The following is a 25963-nucleotide window of genomic DNA, read 5'->3' as shown; positions in this document are numbered from 1 at the left end:
CGAGATAAAGTCCATCCTGTGCGGGATGGACTTTTTTTGACAAATCTTCCGTTACAGACAGGAGGCTTACGTCTAACTAAGTGAATCATGATCTGTTGACGGCATCGACGTGGACATCTCATAAATATCGAGCATTTCGTGTTCAAGTCCCCGGTACAAGTCCATCTTGGGCTCATAACGCAATAGAGACTGTGCTTTCGTAATATCTGCCCATGTATGTCTGGGCTCCCCGTACGTAGGCCGGATAAATTGAATGTCCACTTTTTTGCCAACCAATCGCTCTAAAATGGAGATACATTCAAGAACAGAAGCGCGCTCCTTACCTCCGATATTGATCGTTTCGCCGATAACATTGTCCGCATAAGCTACTTGGGCAACAGCGCGTACGCAATCTTCTACAAATGTGAAATCACGGGTTTGCTGGCCGTCGCCATAAATAGGAATCGGCTTACTGTGCATAATGTGATTAATAAAACGGTGAAAAGCCATATCCGGTCTCTGTCTCGGACCATATACAGTGAAAAATCGGAGGATCACGACAGGGACCTGATCGTTATGAGCATATACATGACACAACTGTTCGCCGGTAAGCTTGCTGACACCATAGGGAGACAGGGGGGCTGTTGGGACAAGCTCGTTTACTTGACCGGTCTTTTCTCCATAAACGGAGGAGGTTGAAGCATAAATTAATTTTTTGACCGGATATTGACGGCAGCCTTCCAGCAAGCATTGGGTAGCCAAAATATTATTCGTCACATATGTCTCAAAATCGGGACCGAAACTTGATCGTACACCAGGAATTCCCGCCAGATGATACACAATGTCTACGTTTGGAAGCAGGGTTGCCCATGAAACATTCAATAGATGCTGCTGTATAAAAGAAAATCGCGGGTGATGGAGCAGCGCTCGAAGGTTGCGCTTCCTCATCCATTCAGGAGTAGCCGTCGGGACAAATGCATCCAGTCCGGTTACCTGATTGTTTTCATCCTGAAGCAATCGCTCACATAGGTGTGAGCCAATAAATCCGGCAGCGCCGGTGACTAATATATGCATAGATACCATCCTTTAGCTGATTTGGGAATAAATAATTACATTATTACTTTATCTCCGTCCAGCTCATGCCTATGCCTGAGTAATGATAGCCTTGTGCAGTCATTTGCGCACCATCCAGCATGTTTCTGCCGTCAAACAGGTAGGGCTGCTTCAAGCGGCGCTTTAGCTGCTCCCAGTCCATCGTCATATATTGCTTCCATTCCGAGCATAGGATGACAGCATCGCAGTTTTGTACAGTTTTCTCAACGGAATCGAACTGCTTCAGATGTTTGGACAGCATACTTTTTGGAAGCTTGGCTATCGGGTCGTGGACTCTGATAACAGCAGAGTTTTCCAGCAGCTTCGAAATAATACCGATTGCTGGTGCTTCTCTGATGTCATCGGTATCCGGTTTAAAGGAAATACCTAATACCGCAATGGTTTTCCCGTTAAATGAGCCCAACAGCTGTTCCCAAATGTTCATATAATAAAGGGCTTGCGTCTGATTGACCTGAACTACCTTTTCCAATATAGTCAGGTCCACATCATGCTCCCGAGCGGTGAACAGCAGCGCATGGATATCTTTGGGAAAGCAGGAGCCTCCATATCCGATACCTGCCCTTAAAAAGTGCGGTCCAATCCGATGATCCATCCCGATCCCGACTGCAACATCGGCAATGTTCACGCCCATTTTCGTACACAGTCTTGCTAATTCATTCATGTAGGAGATCTTCGAAGCCAAAAAGGCATTTGCGGCGTATTTGATCAGCTCAGCTGTTTTGGGCTTGGTAACCACTACAGGGCCATTTACATGCTTATATAGAGATCGAAGCAGCTCTGTGGCTTGGTCATTATCACTGCCGATAATAATCCGATCAGGCTCAAGTGCGTCTTGTAATGCGCTGCCTTCTCTCAGAAATTCAGGGTTGGAAACCACGTCAAAAGGTATTGCGGAAGGCTGGGCTTGGTTGATCCATTGGACTACCTGTTCGTTGGTTCCAACTGGAACCGTGCTTTTGATAACAATCAGCCTGTATCCCTGCATGTGCTTGCCGATACTTTCCGCTGCTTCTTTGATAAACTGCAAATCCGCGCTGCCATCACTTCCAGATGGCGTCCCGACACAGAGAAAGATGACTTCATTATCGTCGATAGCCTGGCCGATCTCTGAAGTAAAAGTGATCCTGCGGGAAGCCAAATGCGTTCTTAGCATTTCATCCAAGCCAGGCTCATAAAAGGGAAGTACGCCGTGACTCAACGTTCGAATCCTTGACTTATTCGGATCCAAACCGGTTACTTGCCATCCAAGCTCAGTAAGCAGCAAAGCCGTTGCCACTCCGACATAGCCCATCCCCATGATTAGAATATTCATCTGTTAGTCCCCCATGAGGTTTGCACATACACCGATTGTGGACCGCCTCTATCAATCTCTTTCATAAAAAGAGTCAGGTTCTGGGGACGTATCACAATTCCAATCCCGCATTTTTGTAGGTTAACCAGCTGTTCAATGCAATAATAGTGAATTGGCTTGTTGGCTGCCGGAAGTAATGCTTTTGGTGTTACTTCAGAAAAGGGGTAGAGCCTGCTTCCTCTGCCAGCACAGAAAATTAGTCCCTTCATATGGTTTGGACTCCTTACATAAATGAATTTATTATTAAGTTATGAATATAATTTTCATATGGTAGGGCATTTAGCAGTTTATAGTAAAATATGCTTTTTAATCGATAATAGCTATATGATCAACTGAAATCCGCGGTTTTACTCTATCAACAGCCTGCACAATAAGATCAGGGGATCATAGAATACAGGGAAACCTGAAAAGTTTCTAACTAGAAATGAAGGGAATGATCGTGGTGTCATTAGCAGATCAAGTAAAGCAAATGCTAGAAAGTCATCCTGAGATTGTGGAGATTCAAGTAGAGTATTTAAACGGGGAAAAAAAGGATTACTCAATGGAAGAAGACGGTGAGCTTTCCGTGACCAGAGAGGCTGCAATTAGCCATCTGTTAAGCGAAGTGGATTGGGCGCAAGTAGATGAAATTGAAGTAGAATACGAAAATGGCGACAAAAGCGAGATGGATGTAGAGACTGGGGAATTGGAAGCCCCGGAAGCAGATGATGATGATGACGACGAAGAAGACAGTGAAGAAGAAGTGGAAGAAGCAGGCAGCAAAGAAGAATAAGACGGTGAAGACGAAGTTTAAGTATGGGCATTAATAAAGATATCTTGTCTGGTCAACCCGCCACCCTGCCGGGTTGATCATTCGTTTATGGGAATGCCGTTGTTGGGGCTATGTATTATGTGCCGGATAGAAGCATCAGTCCTAAACTGGACACCTGTGATCAGGAGTCCAGCGTAGAAACTGATTCAGAAGGGCTCGTTACTTGCGTTCCCAGACGGACAAGATATCGTCAGCAACTCGCTTCCAAGTGAAATGCTGCTCGACCATACGTCGGCCATTCAGGCCCATCTGACGAGAAAGATGAGGATTTGATAACAGTTGATTAAGATGATGTGCATACTCCATAGGATCCTCCGGGTTCATTAAAAGGAGACCATTATTGTCTCTCACAATTTCCGGATTGCCTCCTCGATTAGTGGTGAGAAATGGGAGTCCCGCAGCCATTGCCTCGTAGTGGACCCTGGCCAGCGGCTCCTGCCAAATAGAGGTACAAACGAACACATCACTTGCACAAAACCAACGATGAACATCGTGTGCCTGCACGTATCCGGTTGTGATTACAGGTATAGGGGAACGCTCTGCAAGAGCGCGGACATAAGCCACATAATCACTAATTGTATTATCGTTGTACCAAGCACCGCCTACAATCACAAGCACAGCATCCTGCTGTAGATGTGACATGGCGCGGACAAGAACATGGGGCCCTTTATTACGTGACAATCTGCCTACAAACAGGATTACCTTTTTAGATGTAAGATTATGCTCCGTTCTAATGCTGTCTCTGGCTTGCAAAGAATACGGGGATTCGGTCCAAGGGGCAAACAGACTTAAATCAACCCCGGAGTAGATCGTTTTCAGTTTTGGCTCTACTTGAGGGAAGTATTCGATAATCGTACGGCCAATATAATTACTTATGGTAATAATCCGTTCAGCTTGCTCTATTGCAGCGCTGCCTTCGGCTCTGCTGATTTTTTCAGGATTAAACATGTCGTTATGCATACTTAATATAATTCTGGCGTTTGGTACAGCATCATGTACGGGGGCAATGAGCCTTGGCCGATTAAAGATATGAATAATATCATATTGCTCCTGATTTTGGGAGAGAAAGTGAATCACACCTAGGGAGTAGACGTCAAACACGCCATCTGAATTTACCCGGACATAACGGATGCTTTCGCTAACTTCTTCGTTTGGCAAATCCGGGTCTGTTCTTCCGAGGACCGTGATCCTGTGATGCTTGCTTAATATCGATGCGACACCACAGATATAAGTTTGGATGGCGCCGCCTCTAATGTTAGGAACAGGCAGCTTTTCAGTACAGATCATTAATATGTTCATTAGGACATTTCCTCCTAAAAGTTTTCGCAGTCTACTTGTGGCTTTGCCTTGGCAAAACCCTCTTCGTATGCATCACCCTTGTTTTCAAGCTTACAGTGAAAGCATCCACTTTTTGAACAACCTCTCTTAATCGGGCAGGCTTTTGCATCCTCGATTTAAAGACTTGGCTTAATGGGGGACTAGGTTGTTTTTTCCTAGGCGCTATTGTTGGCCGAATGGGAGACTTAAGGAGACACAGTTGTTTTTTCTTAAGCGCTATTGTTGGCTTAATGAGAGACTTAAGGAGACACAGTTGTTTTTTCTTAAGCGCTATTGTTGGCTTCATGGGAGACTTAAGGAGACACGGTTGTTTTTTTTTAGGCGCTATTGTTGGTTTAATGGGAGACTTAAGGGGATGTGGTTGTTTTTTCTTAGGCGCTATTATTGGCTTAGTGGGAGACTTAAGGGCATTTGGTTGTTTTTTCTTAGGCGCTATTATTGGCTTAGCGGGAGACTTAAGGAGATTTGGTTGTTTTTTCTTAAGCACTATTTTCTTATTAGTTGCTGCAGGTGATTGTAAAGCTTTCTTTACTTTCGGCTTTTTAAGCCATTTAACCATTTTTGGATTGGATACTAGGCGCGATTTCAACAGCCTTTTACGAATTTTTCGCTTTTTCCTGACAACCACTTTTTTGGTTTTTTTCTTTGATCTCGAAGGCTTGGGAATTTGAGTGACAATTCCGCCTTGCTCATTTGCAATTGGTTGTTCAGTTAGGCCGCTTGCGGCTTCCATGCCTGGATGGATAGCTTGCTCTTGAACACCAACGGCTGCTTGGTGCTGTATGAGGGGCACTCCTGCCGGTTCAGATATAAGTGGCGCGTGTGTAACCGGACCGGTATGATCAGAATGTACATCTTTAGCTTTATTTTTAGAATCCGGTACATAGGTCGGCTTAGAAGATTTGACAGGAACATGCTGTTTTTTAGGCTCCCGCTGTTTTTTAGGTAAGGCAGCATCAATAACAGGAATGGCTGTGTCCCGCTGTTTTTTAGGTAAATCAGCATCACCAACAGGAGCGGCTGCGTCCTGCTGTGGTTCAGGTAAATCAGCATCACCAACAGGAATGGCTGCGTCCTGCTGCGATTCAGGTAAATCAGCATCACCAACAGGAATGGCTGTGTCCTGCTGTGGTTCAGGTAAATCAGCATCACCAACAGGAGCGGCTGCGTCCTGCTGTGGTTCAGGTACATCAGCATCACCAACAGGAATGGCTGTGTCCTGCTGTGGTTCAGGTAAATCAGCATCAACAACAGGAATGGCTCCCTCGTGCTGTTGTTCCTCTGTGTCTTCCCAGGGGTTCTGCGGTATATCGATACCCACAGGAAGTTTAATTCCTTGATGAATGGGCTGCTTACGCACAAATTCCCAATTGGATTCTTCCGTTGTGTATTGTGCCGGCAAGTAATTCGCTTTATCCTGCTCAAGCCCTGTTAAGGCTTCCCATTTACTGCTTTCGGTAGCCAGTACACGCGCCAGAATAGGTTCAAGCTCATGCTGCAAAAATAATTTCGGATCAAATACAATCTCTTTGATATGCTTATAAAATTCATTAGGGAATGCCATATCGATCCATAAAAGCTCAAACATATCCTGATCGATCTGATTAGCCTCATGGTAAGCACCGATCATCCCGCGAATCCAGTTCAAATCCCAGTTGCCCATATCATCCATCGTACTCGTGATCAATTTGCGCAAATCACGGAAGGGCAGGTCGTAAGCGACGCCATCCAGGTCAATAACCCATATTCCCCCAGGCCCCATTTGACCATTGGACCAGCCATAGTCCTGATGAGCAAGCCCCCAATGCTGCTCGCCTTTGGTGATCATCTTGAAATAGGGCGATGACTGGAAACGATCGAATATGTCATAAGCCTGTTTTTTAAACTCATCAATAACAGAAAGCAAACGCTCACTTGAGGGTATTTCCCGATAGGCGGTAGCAATGTCTTCAAACCATCCGATTTTGGCCATGATTTTCTCATAATATTTGGACCATCCGTACAATCGGGACGATTTGGCTGCACCGAATGGAGGGGCATATCCTTGGGAATGCTTATGAAACTCTCCGAGTCCGTAGCAAAGCGCAGCTGCACCCTCCAGATCGATTTTCGAAACCTGCTGCAGAGGTTCAATCCATTCCGTTACAATCCATAGCTTGCCCCCCGCCTCAACATAAAGCGTATTTTCTTTGTTAGGAATGAAGGCAGGAACCTTGGCACCTTGCTCAACCATATACTGCTGGGCTCCGATACTGAACAGGCTTCTTTTGGGATCTCTGTGCAGTACCTTAAGGCTGCGTGGACCGTGATCCGTATTGATTCTCCAAATAGCACCGCCTTTATCGGGTTTGGATGTAATCAGCAGCATGTCAGAAACAACCATTTCGTACTGCTCCATAACCTGATATGCGATCTTTTCGAGCTCTGGCGGGACGTATTGCTCAAGAACGGTTCCGGGGGGCAGTGTATTCTCGAGATGGTCCCAGGGACCGATTAAATAGTTCTCCAATTCCATCACTCCTCAAATAAAATTAATGTACCGGGCAGCCTTCGACTGGATGGCCTGACCGTCTAAGTTCAGATGCTTCCCGGTCGTCTGTGAAATGTGAAAATGGTCAGAAGCTCACGGGTCAGGGAAAGGGTGCAGGTTTCCTAAACAAGTTAGCGTGCATCTATTTCTAAGCATATGTCATCTATGGATTCGTTGATATGTACATTCGTGGATTTTGCTTTATTAGCGAAAGCTGAGTATATTAAAATACAATTCATCATCAAGGGCATTTGACCCGTTGAGACAGGGGAGTGAAAATCGCTAGGCATAGCGCGGCTGCGTTTAACTCCTCGTGCAAACAAGCAATCCGATAAGCCATGCGGCTGTATCCGATTGCTTGTTTTTTAATGAACTACCACCCTTCGGCCAGTAAACTACTCCCATTCTCCAGTGCAAACCATTAATGATATTCCCATTTTTCGAACGGGCAGAGCCAGCCAAGCGAAGTATTCGGCTGCATAGAATTCAGAATTAGATAATACATGTGAGCCTGATTAGTCCATGTCCGTTCAACAATCGATATGTTATTTTGATTACAAGGCAGCGCTCAAAGCCGCTGAACACACCCGCAAGAATGGCTATTCAATCGGGCGCGGGAGATGCATCTTAGGGACTGTATGAGTTATGGTTACGACGAAAATGGGTGGCATGGGCAGTATTCCTAACTTCGTGGAAGGAGAACATTTTATATCTCAGACTAGTGATCGAGAGGTGGAGACAATTGAGGGCGCTGGTGATCGAAAAACCGCATCAAGCTACCATTCAAGAAGTGGAATATCCAAAACCGCGAATGAATGAAGTAACCATCAAAGTGGAACGAACAGGGATATGCGGAACCGATATTCATATTTATGAAGGGACGTATATATCGTCCTATCCGCTTATTCCGGGGCATGAATTTTCTGGTGTCATTCATGAGATCGGCCCGGCTGTAACGGGATATTCAGTGGGTGACAGAGTGAGCGCGGATCCCAATATATTTTGCGGTCATTGTGAATATTGTCAGACGCACAGGTCCAATCAATGCGAGAATTTTGCTGCAACAGGTGTAACCAGGAACGGGAGCATGGCAGAATATGTTCGAGTTCCCGCTAATACGCTTATCAGAATGCCCGATTCCATGACGTTCCAGCAAGGGGCTTTCATTGAGCCAATGGCGTGTGTGGTTTACGCCATGAACCGACTGCAGGTTCAGGCAGGGGACAGAGTCATTCTTTTCGGTGCGGGTGCGATGGGACAACAATTGGTGCAGGCAATATCGCGTTCAGGGGCATCAGAGCTGGCTGTGGTCGACATCTCCCCATCCAAGCTGCGAATTGCGGAGCAGTTTGGGGCAACCCGAACGATATTGAGTGATGAGCTTGATACACGACTGTCCGGTCAGGCCTTCGATATTGTTGTGGAGGCAACCGGTATTCCTGCCGTGATCCAAAAAGCCTTTACGTATATGGGGCCTGCAGCTAAATATTTGCAATTTGGAGTGGCAGACAGCGAGGTTACGGTGCCATTGAGTCCATTCAAGCTATTCAATAAGGATTGGACCATCCTGGGTTCCATGGCTGTTCATTATACAACGATCCCGGCGATGAGGTGGATCGACGAAGGACGTGTCCAAGTTGATCATTTGGTTTCACAGACACTTTCATTGGAGCAGACTCTCGATTTTTTTGAGAACGCAAAGAATAGAGATTTCCTTAAAACACAAATTCAACTTTAGTATAGATCAAGGAGTGAAAAAATGAGATTCGAACATGTTCAGTCAGATGTTACGGTTGTTGGCGGCGGACTTTCAGGAGTAAGTGCGGCGGTTGCTGCTGCCCGCTTGGGGAAGAAGGTCTCTCTCATTCAGAATCGTCCCGTTCTGGGCGGTAATTCAAGCAGCGAGATGCGTGTATGGGTCGTTGGAGCAACGGGTCACGGTGTCAATCGTTATGCGCGGGAGACGGGCATACTAGGCGAAATGTTTGTGGAAAATCAATATACGAATCCTGAGGGCAATCCGTATTATTGGGATCTCATCGTCCTGGAGAAGGTTCGTCATGAACCTAATATCCAATTGTTCTTAAATACGGATGTCCATGAGGTTGAAGCGGAAGGCGATGAATTAAACCGCCATATTATATCGGTGACAGGCTGGATGATGGGCTCTGAACGTAAAATCCGTTTTGAAAGCCCCGTCTTTCTGGATTGTACAGGCGATGGATTAATCGGTTTCCTGGCTGGGGCAAAATATCAAATTGGACGTGAGGCCAAACACGAGTTTAATGAAGCGTGGGCTCCGGATGTGTCAGACAATATTACGCTGGGAAGCACGCTGCTCTTCTATACCAAGGATGCCGGACGCCCTGTGAAGTTTGTTCCACCAAGCTTTACGAAAGATATTACCCAAACGCCAATTCCGATCAAAAGGGTACTTAGCAGCGGGGACTCCGGCTGTCATTATTGGTGGATAGAGTGGGGCGGAGCAGAGGAAATAGATACCCTTCATGATAATGAGCTTATTCGTGATGAATTATGGTCTGTTATTTATGGAATATGGGATTACATTAAAAATTCCGGAAAATTTGAAGCGGAAACGATGACTCTGGAATGGGTTGGCAGCATGCCGGGGAAACGGGAATACCGCCGCTTCAAAGGAGACTATGTATTAAACCAGAACGATCTGGAACGCCAAACGGAATTTGATGACAATGTAACCTACGGAGGCTGGTCGATTGATCTGCATCCGCCTGAAGGGATGTATGCCGCGGATTATACGTCTCGCCATTATCATTCGGATGGTATCTATCAAATTCCATATCGTTCCCTTTATTCAGTCAATGTCAATAATCTGCTATTTGCAGGTAGAAATATTAGCGCGACACATATTGCTTTTGGATCCTCACGAGTAATGGGTACATGTGCTTCTGTCGGACAAGCGGCGGGGACAGCGGTGGCGCTCTGTGTGGAGAACAAAGCAACTCCCCGAGAGGTTTATGAGAAGCATTTGAAACAACTGCAGCAGACCCTCTTATGGGAAGATTCATCCGTGATCGGGATTAAGAACGAAGATCCTGCAGATCTCGCACTGCAAGCGAAGGTAATTGCTTCAAGCTATGTGAACCGGCTTGCCATTGAACGAGCCGATGAATCATTCGAGCTATCAACAGATGCAGCCTTCTTGATGCCTGTGGACCCTAAGATAGAGAAAATACAAATTCTTTTGGATTCCGCCAGCGACACCACAGTTGAGGTTGAAGTATGGGATACGGGAAGACAGGAAAATTATATTCCTCATCGGCTTCAAGTACGGGACGCTCAAACCATTAAGAAGGGCAACAAACAATGGATAGAATTCAACCTCCCCTGGAGCCCGGAAAGAGCGCAGAATGCTTTTGTGATCGTGAAGGAAAATCCGGGTGTAACCCTCTATCTGTCACGCCAGCCAATGAGCGGAGTGCTCTCATTCATTAAAGAAAAGGCGCTGAATGTAGCTCGTGGGATGGAATCGCTCAATCATGATCAGCTCGTAGTGAAATGGAATATGAAACGTGTCGTGCGCAAACCCTTCTGCTTCCGGTTGGTGGATGAGACTAATGCCTTTGAGCCTGGCAAAATTATCGATGGTTACCAGCGTCCTTATGGCGGAGCCCATATGTGGCTCGCAGAGCATGCGAGGAAAGAAGCCTGGATTGCATTAAACTGGGATAAAGCAGTGAAGGTTAATGAAATCCATATTACCTTTAATGATGATGTGAATGAAGATCTTATTAATCTGCATCATCATCGGACTGAGTTTGATGTCATTCCGGAATTGGTCAAGGATTATCGTGTAGAGGTCTACGACAGCGGCAATTGGAACTCATTACTAGAAGTGAAGGGCAACAGGCAGCGAAAGAGAAAGCATATCCTGGAGAACGGGGTGCAGACCCGGCAGTTAAGGCTTGTCGTGGAGCAAACCAATGGGACAGCTTATGCCGAGATCGTTGAAATCCGGGTTCGTTAAGATAATCATGGTGTGACAGCAGCAAACAAGGCTATCCGTGAAGGATAGCCTTGTTTGCTTGCTTCGTATGGAGGATGGTTTAAACGAATTGGCGCTGAGAAGAAACTACATTTCGGTATTCGGACGGGGTAACGCCCTCCATCTTTTTGAAGCATCTGCTAAAGTAGAACGCATCGTTGAACCCGACAAGCTCGGAGATTTCTCCGATATTCGCAAAGCCTTCCTTCATCAATTCCTTAGACTTGTTAATACGTACATTGATTAAATATTCGATCGGAGAGCTTCCGGTTATCTCCTTGAAAATCACCTGCAGGTAAGATTGGCTGAGTTGGATATAGTTGGCCAATTCCTGAAGCTTCACTTTACTCGAGTAATTATCCAGTATATATTGCGAGATCTTTTCTACTTTCCTGATTTTATCATAGTTTAAAGATTGTTTGGATGAGTTCCAGAGGAAGAGGAGATTAAGGATCTCCATGAAACAGGCTCTTTCTCTGGTTACTTTATTGAAAGTAGTGGGAGAGATCCATTCCTTCGTTAAATTCTGGAACAAATGAAGCACCCTGGAGAATAGATGAGCATCATTTAATCGAAGAAACGATTGAATAGGCAGGGGAATGTCTTTTTTGATCCAATCCTTGTCATCGAATAATAGGCAGGAATACTGGAAATCCACCCCGTAACATTTCATTGGATTATCCTCGAACGTATACCCCCATCTGAGATCGCCGGGCTTAAAGTAGATCAAATCCCCTTTGCCGACTCGCCGCTCTTCATTACATCCGATAACGGCTTCCCCGTCGTACACAAGAATGAAGGAGTGGGTGTCCCATACCTTTCTATGATTTACCCATGAACCATTTACGACCCTATGGATGACTTGTATGAAGTGAGGAACCATGTTGTGTAAATCACCTAGAGCATCGTTCATAGCATTCACCCCGCCCTTAGATTATGCGTAAACGCATACTTTGCTTGTTCGTACGGAGTCGATGTTAACACAATATAATAATGCATATCAAGGTGATTAGTTCATGGTAGGGCTATTTTTAATAGGATAGTATTATTTTTGCATTTAGCGTATATCGGAAGGGAGCGGTAACGTAAAACCATATTCTAAGGGGGACGATACGAGTGAATAATCGTAAAATGATAGTATCGCTTTGTGATGCAATCTAAGAACTGACCGTTGCAGGGTTTAAGCCTGCAACGGTCAGTTTTTTTCGGGATTCCGCATCTAGGGGAACCCTTATCATACGGCAGGCGGAATTATTGACCTGGATAGGCATCTTTAACATGATATCGTCCTTTGGGCACCACCATAGGAGATCCCGAAATAGGGTCTGGGATCACCGTGCAATCCAGCCTGAAAATGTCTTTAACCAAAGTGCTCGTAATCACCTCTGCTGGCTTACCCTCAGCGACAAGCATTCCCTTATGAAGTGCAAAAATATGGTCCGCATAACGCGCGGACAGATTTATATCATGAAGCACCATTACAATCGTCGTTCCGTGTTTGCGGTTTAGATCGGTGAGCAGATCCAGAATCTCGACTTGATAGGTGATATCCAAAAAGGTTGTCGGTTCATCGAGAAATAAGATGTCCGTTTGCTGCGCCAGAGCCATTGCGATCCAGACGCGCTGTCGTTGACCGCCTGAAAGCTCATCAATATTATGATTGGCAAACTCGGTTATATCCATAATGCTCATCGCTTCGTCAACGGCTTCATAATCCTTTTTGGTCCATCCGCCGAGCAAGGATTGGTGGGGAAACCTTCCTCGTCCAACCAAATCCGTTACAGAAATTCCTTCCGGAACAAGAGGAGATTGCGGCAGCAGTCCTACCACCCTGGCCAATTGCTTGGGCGGGATTTTACTGAGCGGCTTGTCATCCAGCGTGATTGTGCCTGATATGGGTTTGATCAGCCGGGCCAGCGTTTTAAGAAGCGTAGACTTTCCGCAGCCGTTGGATCCAATAATAACGCTTATTTTATTGCTGGGTATAACAAGGCCCACACCGTGAATAACCGTTTTATTCTCATAGCCCGCTACGATTTGGTCGGCTTGAAAAATATGTGTCGGTTTCATTATAATTCTCCCTTTCGATTCATGCGGATTAACAGGAAGATCAGATAAGGCGCTCCGAGTAATCCGGTAATGATGCCTACGGGGAATCTGTACTCAAAAGCAAATTGTCCGATCAGATCTGCCGCCAGGACCAAATTGACGCCAACAAGTCCTGCCGGAATGACGTTGGAGAAACCAACTCCGACCAGTCTTTTTGCGATCGGTCCCGCAAGGAAGGAGACAAAGGCTATTGGACCCGTGGTAGCAGTAGCAATAGCAATCATGAAGACGGAACTGACGATAAGCAGAATTCTTGTCCTGTCCGTGCTCACACCGAGAGAAGAAGCCGATTGTTCGCCAAGTTCCAGGATACTCAGATGTTTGCCCAGCACGATCACGACAGGCGCAAAGATCAACACGGTTATAAAAAGAGGCGGCAGCTCGTGCATTTGTGATCCGTTGAGGCTGCCTGTGAGCCATCTGAGCGCTGCGGGAACATCCTGTTCCGCGCTAACCAGCAGAAGATAGGAAATGACAGCGTCAAGCATGGCCTGAATACCGATCCCGATAAGGATTAACCGCCCGATGGAAAATGACGTTCCTCTGGATAATATATAAATCAATAGTACAGTAGCAAGACCCGCAATCACGGAAGCGACGGAAACAACAGCTCCGCTTGTTTGAAGTACGGTTATGCAGAAAACAGCCGCCGCGCTCGAACCGGAAGTAATGCCGATGACATTTGGATTCGCAAGAGGATTACGCAGCATCGTCTGGAAGGTGTAGCCGGCAATGCCAAAAGCAAATCCGGCAAAAAGGCCTGCCAGCATTCTCGGCAGCCGGATCGTATTAACCGCAAAAGAAACGCCTTTGATGTGCTCTCCCGCCAGCGTTCGAATAACATCTTTAACCGGATAGATGGTGCTCCCCAGTAAAAGCATGACACAGCCAAGAATACATGCAAGTACGGCAAGAAAGCCCGTAACCAGTATCCATCGGCGGCGTCTTTGACGTCTGCCCGACATAATAAATGCAATCGATTGATTTGTCATAATGAGCGCACTTTCGATCTCATAGCTACTATGATTAGGATGGGGGCTCCAATAAACGCTGTGACAACACCGACTTCAAGCTCACCCGGACTGCCGATGAGCCTGCCGCCTACATCGGATATCGTCAGAATAATGGCTCCGGAAAGAGCTGACATCGGTATAATAAAGCGCAAATCGGGTCCAAGAATAAGTCGAATAACATGTGTGGATAACAGCCCGATGAAACCAATAGGTCCTGCCATGGCAGTAGTTGCGCCGCACAATAGAACACCTGCAAGAGCCGCAATGAGCCTTAGTGTTCCTGTACGAACGCCTAATCCGGTCGCTACATCGTCTCCCAGCGCCAACGCATTTAGTGCCGGAGCGGTAATAAAACCGACCAGCAATCCGACGAGCAGGAACGGAATGAAAGTGCCAATAGCGCTCCAGGTTGCCGAGCCGACGCTTCCCACTTGCCAGAATCGGAATTGATCCATGACATAAGAGCGTGGAATGATGATGGCGGTGACCAGAGAAGACAGGGCGGCACTTGTGGCAGCTCCGGCTAAGACAAGCTTAATGGGCGTGGCGCCGCCACGCCCCATTGAGCCGATTCCGAATACGAACAACGCAGTTATCGCAGCCCCTGCCAAAGCCAGCCATATATATTGATTGGCGGTGCTTATGTTCAGGAACGCAATGCCGCACACCACGAACAACGATGCGCCTGTATTCACGCCCAGTATACTCGGGTCGGCAATTGGGTTACGAGTGACCGCTTGCATAAGCGCTCCGGAAACTCCGAGTGCCGCACCGCAAAATAAACTGAAGACGGTCCGGGAAATCCGCTTGCGAACCACGTTTGCCCCGTAGGAGTCTACGTCCTGGTGAAATAACCCGTCGATTAATTCATGGAACCGCACCGGCCGGGAGCCCAAGACCAGCGAGGCAATCACGCATAAGACCAGTGAGACGATACAAATGACCAGAACCAAGGTGAAATTCCTCGGGATATGCGAGCTTAGCCGGTTGTTGTTCGAAATCGATGAACTATTCATTGATCTTGTCGATAGCTCCTGCGATTAATTTCAAATATTCATCAATGGTAAAGGATATCGAAAGCGGGTTAGGGTTCCCGGAAGCTGCCAAAGGCGTGCCGTTGCCGATAAACACAACAGAACCTCTTTGAATGGCCGGGATTTTGCTGAGCAAGGAATCCGCTTTAACGGCTTCATATAAGCTTTCATCGCCATAGCCGATTATGATATCAGCATCGTTCAGTGCGTCCGCATTCTCGGCGCTTAAATTCAATGAGTAGCTGGTTGGATCCGTAATCAGACTCGTGATGCTTTCAGGATAAGTCATTCCCAGCTCGATCAGAAAATCGCCGCGGGGGTCTGCAGGCGTATAAATGTGAAATTTGGACATATCTTTAGCCGAGAAGTTGACCCAGGCAACTTTTTTGCCTTGCAGCTGCGGATATGCGCTTGCCTTTTCTTTAACCAGGTTCTCGGTGTCTTTAATGAGTTGTTCGCCTTCAGCTTTCATGCCCATGCCTGTTGCACTGAACAGCACTTGCTCACGCCACGTGGTTGCCCAAGGCTTGGACTGGTACGGCACAACAGGAGCGATTTTGCTAAGAATATCATAGTCTTCCTGGGTAATACCGGAATAAGCCGCAAGAATGACATCGGGGTTCGAATCCGATATAGCTTCAAAATCAAGGCCGTCCGTATCTTGGAAGACATTAGGCTCGCTCACATTAAGTTCCTTGAGTTTTGCAGCGGTCCAAGGCAGCAGTCCGCTGTCATCCTGAACGCCGTAATTCGCCGCCGAGAAGCCTACGGGTACAACGCCCAGTGCGAGAACTACATCGTGGTTAGCCCATTGTATCGTAGCGACACGTTCAGGCTTGCTTTCAATAACTGTTTCGCCAAAAGCATGTTTAATTACGATCGGATACTCGGAATTCCCGGAATTCTCATCCTTGGAAGCGGGAGCATCGGTTTGAGTTTTTTCAGTATTTGCCGCATCATTCGCAGCTGGAGAGGGTGCAGGCGTCGAATTGGACGGCTCACTGGAACAACCTGCCAGCACTAAAGCAAACAAAGCGGTAATGAATAATGTGATGAATGAGAACTTTCTTTTTGTGTTCATGTGAGGACCCTTCCTTTATCATGAATGTATTCTTTGTCTTGATAATGATTATCAATGTCAATAAATATACTTCCTTTTTAGTCGGGTTGTCAATGAATAATTTGCGAACTATTTGTGATGAATGGGATGCAAATAAAAAAAGCAAAACCTCTTTGGAGAAGTTCTGCTACTTAAGGAACATGCATAGGTTTGCGGATTTTGGTGTCGATAAAAATTAATAGAGGCTTGAGGGCAATACGGGGATCTGTCTCTTTTGTGGCAGCTTTTTTCAGTGATGTGGTGTCAATGATTTATCGTTTATTAGGGGTCCCGCCTGGACCAAGCCCATATTGATAGCTTCCCACAAGTACAGGGATACAAGAGTTGAATAAGGCTTCCACTGGGCATGTTTGCGATGTAATTGAGATTGACCGCCGCTATCCTCGGATGCATAAAGCCATTCCGCAGCACGGTTAAGTCCACGATCCCCAAAAGAGAGAACATCCTGTCTTCCCAAATAGAAAATAAGAAACATCTCCGCGGTCCAACGGCCAACACCCTTTATGGAGGTTAATAAACGAACGACTTCCTCGTCATCCATCCCGCCAAACGCTTGAAAATCAAGAAAACCTTCTCTTACCCGCTCGGCGACGTAGTCGACCACATCATTTTCTACAAGTCAACGCTGTTGTCGAGTCTTACGGGTTCTGGAGATGCTCCATCCACCGATAGCAGTTTGAATTCGCCAGCCAGTTAGAACGGAGGGAGAGTGGCAGGAAACCGTTGCGAAATTGAAAGATGTACATATGCGCATTCGAGAGAAACTTATCACGATGAGTGATCAAGACCTGCAGAACGAACTGGATGGGATCACGATTTACCAGTGGGTCTCGGATCTTGTCTACCACGCTGTCTATCATACCGGACAAATCATTTTCATCCGTAAATTGCAAGGCTCGTGGCCAGCTTAGTATTAATCGCCACTGGCTGAACCACCCCATGTGACGGCGATAATTTTGTTGTGGAGTGCTGCAGGCGGTGGACTTATTCGACAGAGGGAGTCCCAAACGTCATATAATGACGGAGGGACCTCTCTTTTTATTTGCTAGGAAAACTGTTGACGTCCTTATAATGGAAATAATATGATGAAATAAGCGGGACGAGAGGAAGTTGGCGAATGAGCATGAAGAAAAAGATACTATCTGTTGGCGGTGTATTTATTGTAGGTGTACTTGCGGGTTCGGCCCTCATGTACAATAATTCGTTCTACCATACGATCAATGACGCGCTGGGCAAAGGCGCGACGCAGAATTCGATCGGCAATGTGGGCGGGGTAGAGACGATTAATGTAAATGGCATGGATCTTGAAACGGCAATGAAGGCGGTTCAAGAGCAACGCGCACAACTACTGGAAAAGCAGCTGCAGGATCAAATCGCAGCCGTACAGGCCAGGAATGATCAGATAGCCAAATTAAATAACTATCAGTACAAACTGGGAGAGGTAAAGGCAGGATTCCCAGCCGACGCCAAATCCGATTATCTTATAAATGACAACCAGAAAGAAACCTTGAGAATCGCAAGGGATGAAGCCGGGATTACCGCAGAGCTGCCGGTAAATAAAGGCGAACTCGAAGCATTAGTGTCGCAAGTAAAAGGCCAAATCGACGCTTTATCGAATTCGCAGCAGATGGATATGCTTCGTTTGCAAAGTCTGAGTAATAAGCGAAATGAAGCGTTCGAAACGATGACGAACTTTATCAAGAAGATGCAGGATTCCAGAAGCAGCATTATCGGCAATATGAGATAAGGGAAGTTGAGCAGATGTCCTCCGAAGACACTCTTTCTTTTTTGCACGAGCTCCCTCTATTGCGTGGTATCCCGGATAAAGAGCTGCGGATTGCGGCCCGTTCTATTCAATCCATAGATTTCATAGACGGGCAATCGCTTCTTGTTGAAGGTGAAATTGGCAAGGAATGTTATTTTATTCGTACAGGCAAGGTGCAGGTTTCATCGCGTAATCTGGTCGGGAAGTCGATGCTGCTGGCCGAGCTCGGTCCAGGAGCGTTAGTCGGAGAAATCGGTTTGCTGCAAAACGAACGCAGGACTGCTCGGGTAACCGCGATTGGCGACGTATCGGCTTTGTGTCTGGATCGTCGCTTATTCGAGTTTCTTGCTGAAAGCAGCCCGCTGTTCCATGAGAGCATGCTGTTAACCGTCCGCATTCGCATGATTCATCGGAAGCTTCGCAACGCTACGATATGGTCGGTCATTCCTGACGCCGAGCTTCGCGGTCTCGCAGAAGTCACAACAGTCCGACAAGTTGCGAAAGGCGAAACCGTCGTGGCGGAAGGAGCGCTTGCCGATCAATTTTATATGGTCAGCAAGGGCAGACTGGAAGCCTGCGGGAGGGGAAGAAAAAGGACAGCTCTGCTCGAAGGCGATTTTTTCGGGGAAGCGATGCTATTGACCGATACACCTTCAGAGGTGACGGTTACGGCATCGGAGGATAGTGAATTATTGGTAATGGGAAAGAGCGAGTTTCTGTATGTGCTGAGTTATTACGCCCCGCTGCAGAAGCAGTTTATGGAGATCCTTCACATCCGGGCTCCGCACCTGGTTCCCAAAGTTAACGATGAGTTTGGGGGAGAGCTAGATACCGTCTCCGAGGTACGCAGCCCCATCCTGCCCAAAGCAAGAGAGCGCTGGATGGATATGCTTCTTTGGCTGGGTGGGAGCTTCATCGCATTGTCCCTGCTGGCTCTGTTCCTGGACAACAGTTGGCTGAGCATCGTGGTTTTGATTGTAGGAGGGCTGGTGGGACCGGTTACGTTTGTTACGTATATTCGAGACCATCAGTTATTAGGGTTCCGACAGACGAGATTAAGCCTGATTTTCGTGGCTTCCGCGATATTCGCGGTTCCTGTGGCGTGGTTCCTGGAGCGGGCGTGGCTATTCGGCAGCGGCGGAATCGGCCTGGATTTCTCGCAGTTTAGATTGCCGTTATTTGTCTCGTTGATCGAGGAAAGCGTTAAACTTCTCGTGTGCATCGCTCTTGTCCGGAGGAAGCAAATACATTTTCTGATGGATGCGGTTGTATTCGGAGCGACGGCAGGCATGGGATTTGCCGCGGTAGAAAGCATGATCTACGGTTGGTCGCATATGGAAGAGGCGTCTTCAGTCGGATTGTTATCCGTTCTCTGGATCAGAGCCTTATTGTCACCTTTCGGCCATGGAGCGTGGACGGCGATCGCGGCAGCAGCAATCTGGATCGGTGCAGCTTCAACGAAGTCGAGAGCCTTTGGCAGCGCGCGTGCCGTGTACAAGGTTGGCGGCGCGGTCCTCCTGCTTCTCATAGTCATCGGCTTGCATGCGTTGTGGGATTACCGCTTTGACCATGGCTGGGTAAAAATCGGGATGATGGTTGTTATCGGCTGTATCGATATCATCTTATTAACTGTCCTGATCCGTATCGGCAGAAGAGAAGAGATTCAGACCCTTTCGACGATGAATCCCTATGTGCAAGAGCAACTGCGGCATCCCGACTCGGACGACGCGACCGGTGGCGAGCTGTATTGCAGCGGCTGCGGTTCCTTATCTCCAAGGAGTACCCGATATTGCGCTCGTTGCGGACATGCTTTGAGAATCGAATAAAATGGATTCGGGCATCCTTGCTTCTTTTTCATCCTGATTGAAACTTATTTCCACTTATTGGCGTTATCCTGATGTAAGCCAATATATTATTAGGGGGCATTATTTTGTCTAACAAATTAATGGGTTCCGCATCCGTAATATCTGATTCAGAAGGACGCATTTTATTAGTAAAACACAGCTACGGCAAGAACAATTGGGATCTTCCAGGTGGAAAAGCAGAAGTAAATGAATCCGTACAAGAAACTGCAAAGAGGGAGGTGCTGGAAGAAACAGGGCTTGATGTCGAAGTCGGGCAATTAACTGGCATCTATTATGATCCAGACTATGACATGCATCACTTTGTCTTTATATCAAATAACAAAAACAATCAAATACCTGAGCCAAGTTCGCCTGAAATTTTAGAATGCAGATATTGCTCAATGGATGATCTCCCAAAACCAATTAGTGACTTTACGATTAAACGAATTCAGGATACCTGTAATCATGAAAGGAAGCAACTATTCCACATAATAGGACCGAGACAATGGATGGAATAAAAACCTGTCCAATTAATCGTTTGCCAGCCTAAGACATCCATGCTATGCAGGATTACAACTGAATGTAAAAATGGCAAAATGACCAGACAGCGTAATGCTGTCTGGTCATTTTGCAATTCATAATTGCATCACGGCCAAAGCAAGAACTTCGATCCCATGCCTGAAAATAAAACTTATGGAAGAGAAGGATTCGAAAGTAAAATAAAGAATTAATAATTATATCTGGGTATTTCATCCAATATTATAAGGGAGTGTCAGGGAACCGTATGTCGAAAACAAATCGTAGGGTTATTTGCTTTGTATTATCTTTAGCAGTAATGCTCGCCCAACTCGTGTTTCTGCCTAGTCAATCGAGCAGGCTCGTATCCGCTTCTCCCCAAGAAATTGCATCGTCAGGCATCACCTTATCGTTACCGGGAAAAGAATTGACAGAGTGGGTATTGGATGAAACGTCGGGCAATATTTACGCGCTTGCACGAGAGGCAAATCAATTATTATTCATTCGTTACAGCGATCTGACCCTCCTGAAGACGATTGACATCGGCTCGGTTCCAACAGATCTGGTCATTGATCAGGGAAAAATCTATGTCGGTTTGGGCGGAGCCCATCAAATAAAAGTTGTAGACATCGCGACAGGGACAATAGAAAAGACGTTAGCGACAGGGAGGACGGTAAATCGGCTATCGAAGGATAACCAGTATATCTACTACCTGTCCTCATCCGATTATGCGGTTATGAAATATGACTTGAACGCTGGTACTGAGAGCGCAATTGCTCCGCCTGGTGGAGGTTCCTTTAATTTTACTGATCTGGAAGTCAACATAGAGAAGAACCTGCTTTACCTGGCGGGGTCCGACTTTATGGCCCTGGATTTGGGAGATAACTCGCGGGTCGTATCACGGATCAATGCCAATGGGTACAATTTTGGCAAGCCGGTTATTGCACAGGGGGACGATGTGTATTATGGATCACGCCGTCTTGATGCAACAAATCTGGAGCTAGTTAAAGGAACATATACAGCCTTTACTGATTATCACTTTGATAAATTATTGCAGGTTCGGGATCAAGTGGTTGTGACGAGTCGGCATATCTATGACAAAGAGACCTATCGAGTTTTGGCCAATTTGGCCAATTTCCCCAATGAGTCATCCTTGGCCTTGATGGACTCGAATCAGAATGTGTACATCTTTTCCTATCAGACCATCTCCAAGACGAAGATAGAGCTGCCTGCACTTTCTTACGATGGCCATACTCCCTCAGTGAACCAGCTGGATTTGCGCAGCCCGATTACACAATGGGTGTCGGACAACAATCATATTTATGCCTTGTCGACTGAAAATACGCTGCTGACCATAAACAAGGATACGATGACCGTAGATAAGGAATCGTACATAGGTTCCAAGCCGGTAGATCTTGATCTATATAATGGCAGTCTCTATATCGCTAATAACGGTTCATCCTCAATAGGCATTGTGAATGCTGCTGATTCAACAGTCTCAGCGGCAGCTCAGTTATCGGCTCGAATGCCGCTGCAGGCCGCTGCGTATGAAGATAAACTCTTCTTCACATCTACCAATATAGCCCGGTCGAATAATACGCTAAGTGTATACTCTTCCGTAACCCAATCCGTATACGAGATTAAGAATGGCTACTTTGATATAGATGCTAATCATATTGTCATTTCCCCTGAGAAGGGAATGCTGTATGCAAGTGACGACAACAATATGTATGGGATTGAGCTTCAACATCCATATAAGGTACACAATCTGGTTAACGGCTTTGGATACAGCACCCGGACATTGTTTATAGATGGTGATGCCATTTACGCAGGGACCAAGAAATATAGTACGGACCAGCCTGCACAGTTACTTGCGACATTTCCAGATCAGGCCATTTATGCAAAGGGTGCCTATGTTTTTACACAAAATGCAGTATACGACAGTAACTCGTCCGCAAAATTGTTCGATTTGCCATTTGAGGTCGGTCTGGTGGACATGGATGCTTCCGGCTCGGTTTATTTAGTCAGAGGCAACAAGGATCCCTTTTTTACGGAAACCTCTGGGATGAACCAGGTCTACAAGTTTAACTCTATAGAAGATGTTTCACACTATATGGATACGTTTACGCCGGGGGAATCCGTTTTCCTGGATACGAATGATGAAGCGGGTCTCGTATCTGGATTCGTTGTTTTTGAGCCTGCCGGCAATGATGCCGATGTGGATCACTATACCTTGTTCTTTATGAATGAGGATAAGCAGCGAGGTCAAATAATCGGTGAAGTCTACAAGGAAGATCTGGATAACGGGCTCTATTACTATAACCTTTATGGCCGTTACCCCCAAGCCGATCAAACGCATATCGCTATATTTGCTAATATCAAGGCTAATAACAATGGTAGATACAGACAATCTACGGCATATAGCCGGACCCGACTATGGGATATGCCGACCTTCTTGGCAGATAGTATAACGTTTAATGATACCGATTCGAATCCAAATACAATTGGCGGCGCATTGTCCTGGTTACCAGCAAGCAAGGAGATGGCCGGCAGCGTCTACGAAGTTTATTTTGCGGGAGCGGATGGCATAATAGGTAGCCGCATTGCTTCGGTGAATACCAAGCAAGCCGCCTACCAGATCACGATACCTTCAGGAACCCCCATCCCTGACCAAGCGTTGACGCTTGCAGTCCTTTATACGGATAACGAGGGGGAGACGGCTCCCTATTATTCCATCACTCCTGTCCTGGACCGAATAACCCGGACGCCAGTGCTTGAAGATATTAAGGTCACGAATCGGGCAGGTACTGTAAATGATTCGATTACCGTCAGCCAATTGCAGGCAGGAGAGACGGTTCGCATTTATTCGGACGAAGGGGAGCTGCTCAACACGGCAACGCTACCGCCAGGAAGATCGGAGCTGACGATAAATGTAACGCATTTGAATGCAGGTGGGGGCAGCATCTATCTTACGTTGCAAGCCCCAGGCAAGGCAGAAAGTCTGGTCTTTACGAAAGCTTACTTAAACGAATATATCGATAATTCCAATGGCGGCAATGGCGGAGGCACCGGCGGAGGTCCTGTCGGAGGCGGAGGCGGATTCGGAGGTTTCGGTGGCATCATACCATCCCCAAGCAATGATAAAGTTACCTCTACAAATGGTCAATTAACGCTTCCGGCAGGAAAGTCGGGGGAAGTGAGCGTAGACGAGGGGTTAACGGTTTCGATTCCAGCGAATGCGACAAACAAAGAATTGAAACTAACTATCGAGAAAGTAGCAAACACGCAAAACTTTATAACGAATCAAGAGGTACTTGTCAGTTCGATCTATGAGATACTTAAAGATTTTACGGAAAACTTTAATAATCCTGTCACGTTGACGTTTGTTTTTAATCCGGCAAGCTTGAAAGATAACCAAAGGGCAGTCGTGTTCTATTATGACGAAACAAAAAAAACATGGGTAGAAGTTCCGGGAGGGAAAATCAACGGGAATAAAATTTCGGTGGACGTTAATCACTTCACGAAGTATGCCGTATTGGCAGTAGACAAACCGAAAACCGTACCGGATAAAGCCGTTCCGAGCTTTAGTGATATCTCTGGCTATTGGGCCGAGGCCAACATCAAGTTGGCCGTAAGCAATGGAATAGTGAGCGGTTATCCAGATGGCACATTCAAACCCAAGTCTACTGTGACGCGTGCTGAATTTGCTGTCATGCTGATGAATACGTTGAAGCCGCAAGCGGAAGCGACCGCTCCGCTAACTTTCACAGATTCAGCGAAGATCGGGGCTTGGGCACAGGACGCGGTCGCACAGGCTGTACAGGCCGGTTATATTAAAGGCTATGAGGACGGCACGTTCCGTCCGAGTGCGGAAATTACACGGGCAGAGATGGCCGCGATTCTCGCCAAAGTTTTAGGCCAACCGGCTGAAGAAGCTGCTGGAACCAGTTTTGCCGATGATACTGATATTCCGAAGTGGGCGAGAAGCAGTGTTGCTCTCGTGCAGCAGCAAGGCATAATACAAGGTAAAAGCAATAACAGATTTGCCCCTGACGACCATGCAACAAGGGCAGAAGCCGTAACGGTTCTGCTAAAAGTATTAGATCAGAAAAGTAAGTAACGGTTCGGTAAGCGAATTTCGAAAGAAAGTGCGGATTGATTCGGTTGGCAATCTGCATCAATTCAGATTAATGGAGGGGCCTGCTACTTTAAAAAGTACAGGCTCCATTTTTTGTCCAGTCCACAGTGTCGGGTATGAACCAGGCCATTAAGCCGTGTTCATTCGAGAAGGCCGGTCTGCCGCAAGAAACCGGTCGATAGGGGACTACGGTGCGAAACAAAAAAAATATTTCGTGGCAAAGCGTCGCAAAAAACACTTGCACGTTACGCTACGTAAGGTTTTATAATAAAGTTACCGGTATAAAGCTAGCTTCAAAGAGTGGAGATGGTGAATGAAGAAATATTGGAAGACTGGGGAACTCGCCAACATGACGGGGCTAACCGTACGAACCTTGCGGTTTTATGATCAAATCGGGTTGTTCTCTCCGTCAGGGCAGACGGAATCCGGCCACAGGCTGTACAGCGAATCGGACTTGTCCCATTTGCACCAGATTTTATCGCTCAAGGAGCTGGGGTTATCTCTCGAGGAGATTAAGTCAGCCCTGAGCGACGGGCAAATCACTCCGTTTGAGATTGTCAATCTGCAGATTAACCGGATCAAAGAGCAGATTAAAATGCAGCAGAAGCTATTAGAGCAGCTCGGGCATGTATCCAAGCTTATGCAAGGCAAGACGCAAATAACGGTCGAAGATTTTACGAATCTTATGCAAGCGATGAAGATGGAATTTGAGAAGCCGGTCCTTGAGCGGCAAACGACTTGGGAGCGGCATTTGGATCTGTTGGGAGACTTTCTTATCGAGGAGAACGGTATACCCAAACCTGAGGAGGAAAATAAATGAACGAACGATTTGTTAAGCATGCGACCTTCGTCGTCGAGCGGACTTATGCCGCTTCGCCGGAGCGGGTTTATCAAGCCTGGTCCGACCCGAATTCCAAAGCGAAATGGTATTCGACGCCGGAGATCTTCGACTTTCGGGTCGGCGGACGCGAGTACAGCGCCGGCGGTCCGCCGAAAGGGCCGATCTTCACCTTCGACGCCAGATACCAGGAGATTATCCCGGATCAGCGCATTGTCTATACGTACACCCTGGATTCAGACGGCACACGCATCTCTGTTTCGATTACAACGGTCGAGCTGATCCAGGTGGAGGGCGGAACAAAACTGATTTATACGGAGCAAGGCTCGTACTTTGACGGACACGATACGCCGGAAGTTCGGGAACACGGTACAACCCTCATGTTGGACGCACTAGGCAAGCTATTTGAAGGGTAGGCAGGGATTTGACACTCGGCAAAT

General features: G+C 46.7%; 21 protein-coding genes. 10 read left to right on the top strand and 11 right to left on the bottom strand.

Going from position 1 to position 25963, the window contains the following annotated elements; all coding sequences use genetic code 11:
* Nucleotides 1-72: 72 nt before the first annotated feature.
* The 3 genes from IEY46_RS28445 to IEY46_RS28435 are packed head-to-tail and all read right to left on the bottom strand — an operon-like array spanning nucleotide 73 to nucleotide 2652.
* Nucleotides 73-1053 (bottom strand): NAD-dependent epimerase/dehydratase family protein, encoded by a 981-nt coding sequence (locus IEY46_RS28445; protein WP_188997525.1) that lies wholly within the window; start codon nucleotides 1051-1053, stop codon nucleotides 73-75.
* Nucleotides 1054-1096: 43 nt separating this feature from the next.
* Nucleotides 1097-2404, bottom strand: a complete 1308-nt coding sequence (locus tag IEY46_RS28440) for a UDP-glucose dehydrogenase family protein (RefSeq protein WP_188997523.1) — start codon at nucleotides 2402-2404, stop codon at nucleotides 1097-1099.
* Nucleotides 2401-2652 (bottom strand): sugar phosphate nucleotidyltransferase, encoded by a 252-nt coding sequence (locus IEY46_RS28435; protein ID WP_188997522.1) that lies wholly within the window; start codon nucleotides 2650-2652, stop codon nucleotides 2401-2403. Before IEY46_RS28435 ends, IEY46_RS28440 begins: the two co-directional genes overlap by 4 nt.
* Before the next feature lie 230 nt (nucleotides 2653-2882).
* Here IEY46_RS28435 and IEY46_RS28430 point away from each other — a divergent pair, with 230 nt between their 5' ends.
* Nucleotides 2883-3215, top strand: a complete 333-nt coding sequence (locus tag IEY46_RS28430; protein ID WP_229750603.1) for a hypothetical protein — start codon at nucleotides 2883-2885, stop codon at nucleotides 3213-3215.
* Between the two features lie 198 nt (nucleotides 3216-3413).
* Here the strand turns inward: IEY46_RS28430 and IEY46_RS28425 are convergent, their stop codons facing one another.
* Complete coding sequence (locus IEY46_RS28425) at nucleotides 3414-4553, bottom strand: glycosyltransferase family 4 protein (RefSeq protein WP_188997519.1); 1140 nt, start codon at nucleotides 4551-4553, stop codon at nucleotides 3414-3416.
* 31 nt (nucleotides 4554-4584) lie between these two features.
* Nucleotides 4585-7101, bottom strand: coding sequence for a CotS family spore coat protein (locus IEY46_RS28420; protein WP_188997518.1), 2517 nt, complete (start codon nucleotides 7099-7101; stop codon nucleotides 4585-4587).
* A 763-nt stretch (nucleotides 7102-7864) separates the two neighbouring features.
* On the opposite strand from IEY46_RS28420, the gene IEY46_RS28415 reads away from it, so the two are divergent.
* Together IEY46_RS28415 and IEY46_RS28410 are read left to right on the top strand one after the other, a co-directional pair.
* Entirely contained in the window at nucleotides 7865-8860 is a 996-nt protein-coding gene (locus tag IEY46_RS28415) for a zinc-dependent alcohol dehydrogenase family protein (protein ID WP_188997615.1), read from the top strand.
* A 21-nt stretch (nucleotides 8861-8881) separates the two neighbouring features.
* Complete coding sequence (locus IEY46_RS28410; protein ID WP_188997517.1) at nucleotides 8882-11128, top strand: FAD-dependent oxidoreductase; 2247 nt, start codon at nucleotides 8882-8884, stop codon at nucleotides 11126-11128.
* Nucleotides 11129-11207: 79 nt separating this feature from the next.
* Here the strand turns inward: IEY46_RS28410 and IEY46_RS28405 are convergent, their stop codons facing one another.
* The 6 genes from IEY46_RS28405 to IEY46_RS28380 all read right to left on the bottom strand — a co-directional run bounded on the left by IEY46_RS28405 (nucleotide 11208) and on the right by IEY46_RS28380 (nucleotide 17026).
* Nucleotides 11208-12059, bottom strand: coding sequence for a helix-turn-helix domain-containing protein (locus IEY46_RS28405; protein WP_188997516.1), 852 nt, complete (start codon nucleotides 12057-12059; stop codon nucleotides 11208-11210).
* Nucleotides 12060-12397: 338 nt separating this feature from the next.
* Nucleotides 12398-13216 carry an ABC transporter ATP-binding protein gene (locus IEY46_RS28400; RefSeq protein ID WP_188997515.1) on the bottom strand — a complete coding sequence of 273 codons (819 nt, stop codon included), beginning with the start codon at nucleotides 13214-13216 and terminating at the stop codon, nucleotides 12398-12400.
* Nucleotides 13216-14247 carry a FecCD family ABC transporter permease gene (locus IEY46_RS28395; protein ID WP_188997514.1) on the bottom strand — a complete coding sequence of 344 codons (1032 nt, stop codon included), beginning with the start codon at nucleotides 14245-14247 and terminating at the stop codon, nucleotides 13216-13218. Before IEY46_RS28395 ends, IEY46_RS28400 begins: the two co-directional genes overlap by 1 nt.
* Nucleotides 14244-15284: a FecCD family ABC transporter permease gene (locus tag IEY46_RS28390; protein ID WP_188997513.1), complete on the bottom strand. Its 1041-nt coding sequence runs from the start codon at nucleotides 15282-15284 to the stop codon at nucleotides 14244-14246. Before IEY46_RS28390 ends, IEY46_RS28395 begins: the two co-directional genes overlap by 4 nt.
* Nucleotides 15277-16383 carry an iron-siderophore ABC transporter substrate-binding protein gene (locus tag IEY46_RS28385; RefSeq protein ID WP_188997512.1) on the bottom strand — a complete coding sequence of 369 codons (1107 nt, stop codon included), beginning with the start codon at nucleotides 16381-16383 and terminating at the stop codon, nucleotides 15277-15279. Before IEY46_RS28385 ends, IEY46_RS28390 begins: the two co-directional genes overlap by 8 nt.
* 268 nt (nucleotides 16384-16651) lie before the next feature.
* A complete protein-coding gene (locus IEY46_RS28380) occupies nucleotides 16652-17026 on the bottom strand; it encodes a DNA-3-methyladenine glycosylase family protein (protein ID WP_188997511.1) in 375 nt (124 codons plus the stop codon).
* A gap of 169 nt (nucleotides 17027-17195) precedes the next feature.
* Here IEY46_RS28380 and IEY46_RS28375 point away from each other — a divergent pair, with 169 nt between their 5' ends.
* From IEY46_RS28375 to IEY46_RS28345, 7 genes are all read left to right on the top strand, one after another.
* Nucleotides 17196-17333, top strand: coding sequence for a hypothetical protein (locus IEY46_RS28375; RefSeq protein ID WP_188997509.1), 138 nt, complete (start codon nucleotides 17196-17198; stop codon nucleotides 17331-17333).
* 206 nt (nucleotides 17334-17539) lie between these two features.
* A complete protein-coding gene (locus IEY46_RS28370) occupies nucleotides 17540-18169 on the top strand; it encodes a hypothetical protein (protein ID WP_229750602.1) in 630 nt (209 codons plus the stop codon).
* Between the two features lie 14 nt (nucleotides 18170-18183).
* The gene (locus tag IEY46_RS28365; RefSeq protein WP_188997508.1) at nucleotides 18184-20013 is read left to right on the top strand and encodes a cyclic nucleotide-binding domain-containing protein; all 1830 of its coding nucleotides are present in this window, start codon (nucleotides 18184-18186) and stop codon (nucleotides 20011-20013) included.
* 104 nt (nucleotides 20014-20117) lie between these two features.
* On the top strand, nucleotides 20118-20549 hold the full coding sequence (locus IEY46_RS28360) for an NUDIX hydrolase (protein WP_188997507.1): 432 nt from the start codon (nucleotides 20118-20120) through the stop codon (nucleotides 20547-20549).
* 266 nt (nucleotides 20550-20815) lie between these two features.
* On the top strand, nucleotides 20816-24667 hold the full coding sequence (locus tag IEY46_RS28355) for an S-layer homology domain-containing protein (protein WP_229750601.1): 3852 nt from the start codon (nucleotides 20816-20818) through the stop codon (nucleotides 24665-24667).
* Nucleotides 24668-24998: 331 nt separating this feature from the next.
* Nucleotides 24999-25505: a MerR family transcriptional regulator gene (locus tag IEY46_RS28350; protein ID WP_188997504.1), complete on the top strand. Its 507-nt coding sequence runs from the start codon at nucleotides 24999-25001 to the stop codon at nucleotides 25503-25505.
* Nucleotides 25502-25939, top strand: a complete 438-nt coding sequence (locus IEY46_RS28345; RefSeq protein ID WP_188997503.1) for an SRPBCC family protein — start codon at nucleotides 25502-25504, stop codon at nucleotides 25937-25939. The genes IEY46_RS28350 and IEY46_RS28345 overlap by 4 nt, the downstream gene beginning before the upstream one ends.
* Nucleotides 25940-25963 lie beyond the last annotated feature (24 nt).

Origin of the sequence: Paenibacillus nasutitermitis (genome assembly GCF_014641075.1) — a bacterium.
GTDB lineage: Bacteria > Bacillota > Bacilli > Paenibacillales > Paenibacillaceae > Paenibacillus_Z > Paenibacillus_Z nasutitermitis.
The sequence above is the reverse complement of the archived record's forward strand: the minus strand, read 5'-3'. Positions and strand labels throughout refer to the sequence as shown.

Coding starts and splice junctions, on each gene's coding strand:
- IEY46_RS28445 (WP_188997525.1), bottom strand. CDS start 1,053: ATGCATATATTAGTCACCGGCGCTGCCGGATTTATTGGCTCACACCTA.
- IEY46_RS28440 (WP_188997523.1), bottom strand. CDS start 2,404: ATGAATATTCTAATCATGGGGATGGGCTATGTCGGAGTGGCAACGGCT.
- IEY46_RS28435 (WP_188997522.1), bottom strand. CDS start 2,652: ATGAAGGGACTAATTTTCTGTGCTGGCAGAGGAAGCAGGCTCTACCCC.
- IEY46_RS28425 (WP_188997519.1), bottom strand. CDS start 4,553: ATGAACATATTAATGATCTGTACTGAAAAGCTGCCTGTTCCTAACATT.
- IEY46_RS28410 (WP_188997517.1), top strand. CDS start 8,882: ATGAGATTCGAACATGTTCAGTCAGATGTTACGGTTGTTGGCGGCGGA.
- IEY46_RS28405 (WP_188997516.1), bottom strand. CDS start 12,059: ATGAACGATGCTCTAGGTGATTTACACAACATGGTTCCTCACTTCATA.
- IEY46_RS28400 (WP_188997515.1), bottom strand. CDS start 13,216: ATGAAACCGACACATATTTTTCAAGCCGACCAAATCGTAGCGGGCTAT.
- IEY46_RS28395 (WP_188997514.1), bottom strand. CDS start 14,247: ATGACAAATCAATCGATTGCATTTATTATGTCGGGCAGACGTCAAAGA.
- IEY46_RS28390 (WP_188997513.1), bottom strand. CDS start 15,284: ATGAATAGTTCATCGATTTCGAACAACAACCGGCTAAGCTCGCATATC.
- IEY46_RS28385 (WP_188997512.1), bottom strand. CDS start 16,383: ATGAACACAAAAAGAAAGTTCTCATTCATCACATTATTCATTACCGCT.
- IEY46_RS28375 (WP_188997509.1), top strand. CDS start 17,196: ATGAGTGATCAAGACCTGCAGAACGAACTGGATGGGATCACGATTTAC.
- IEY46_RS28370 (WP_229750602.1), top strand. CDS start 17,540: ATGAGCATGAAGAAAAAGATACTATCTGTTGGCGGTGTATTTATTGTA.
- IEY46_RS28365 (WP_188997508.1), top strand. CDS start 18,184: ATGTCCTCCGAAGACACTCTTTCTTTTTTGCACGAGCTCCCTCTATTG.
- IEY46_RS28355 (WP_229750601.1), top strand. CDS start 20,816: ATGTCGAAAACAAATCGTAGGGTTATTTGCTTTGTATTATCTTTAGCA.
- IEY46_RS28350 (WP_188997504.1), top strand. CDS start 24,999: ATGAAGAAATATTGGAAGACTGGGGAACTCGCCAACATGACGGGGCTA.
- IEY46_RS28345 (WP_188997503.1), top strand. CDS start 25,502: ATGAACGAACGATTTGTTAAGCATGCGACCTTCGTCGTCGAGCGGACT.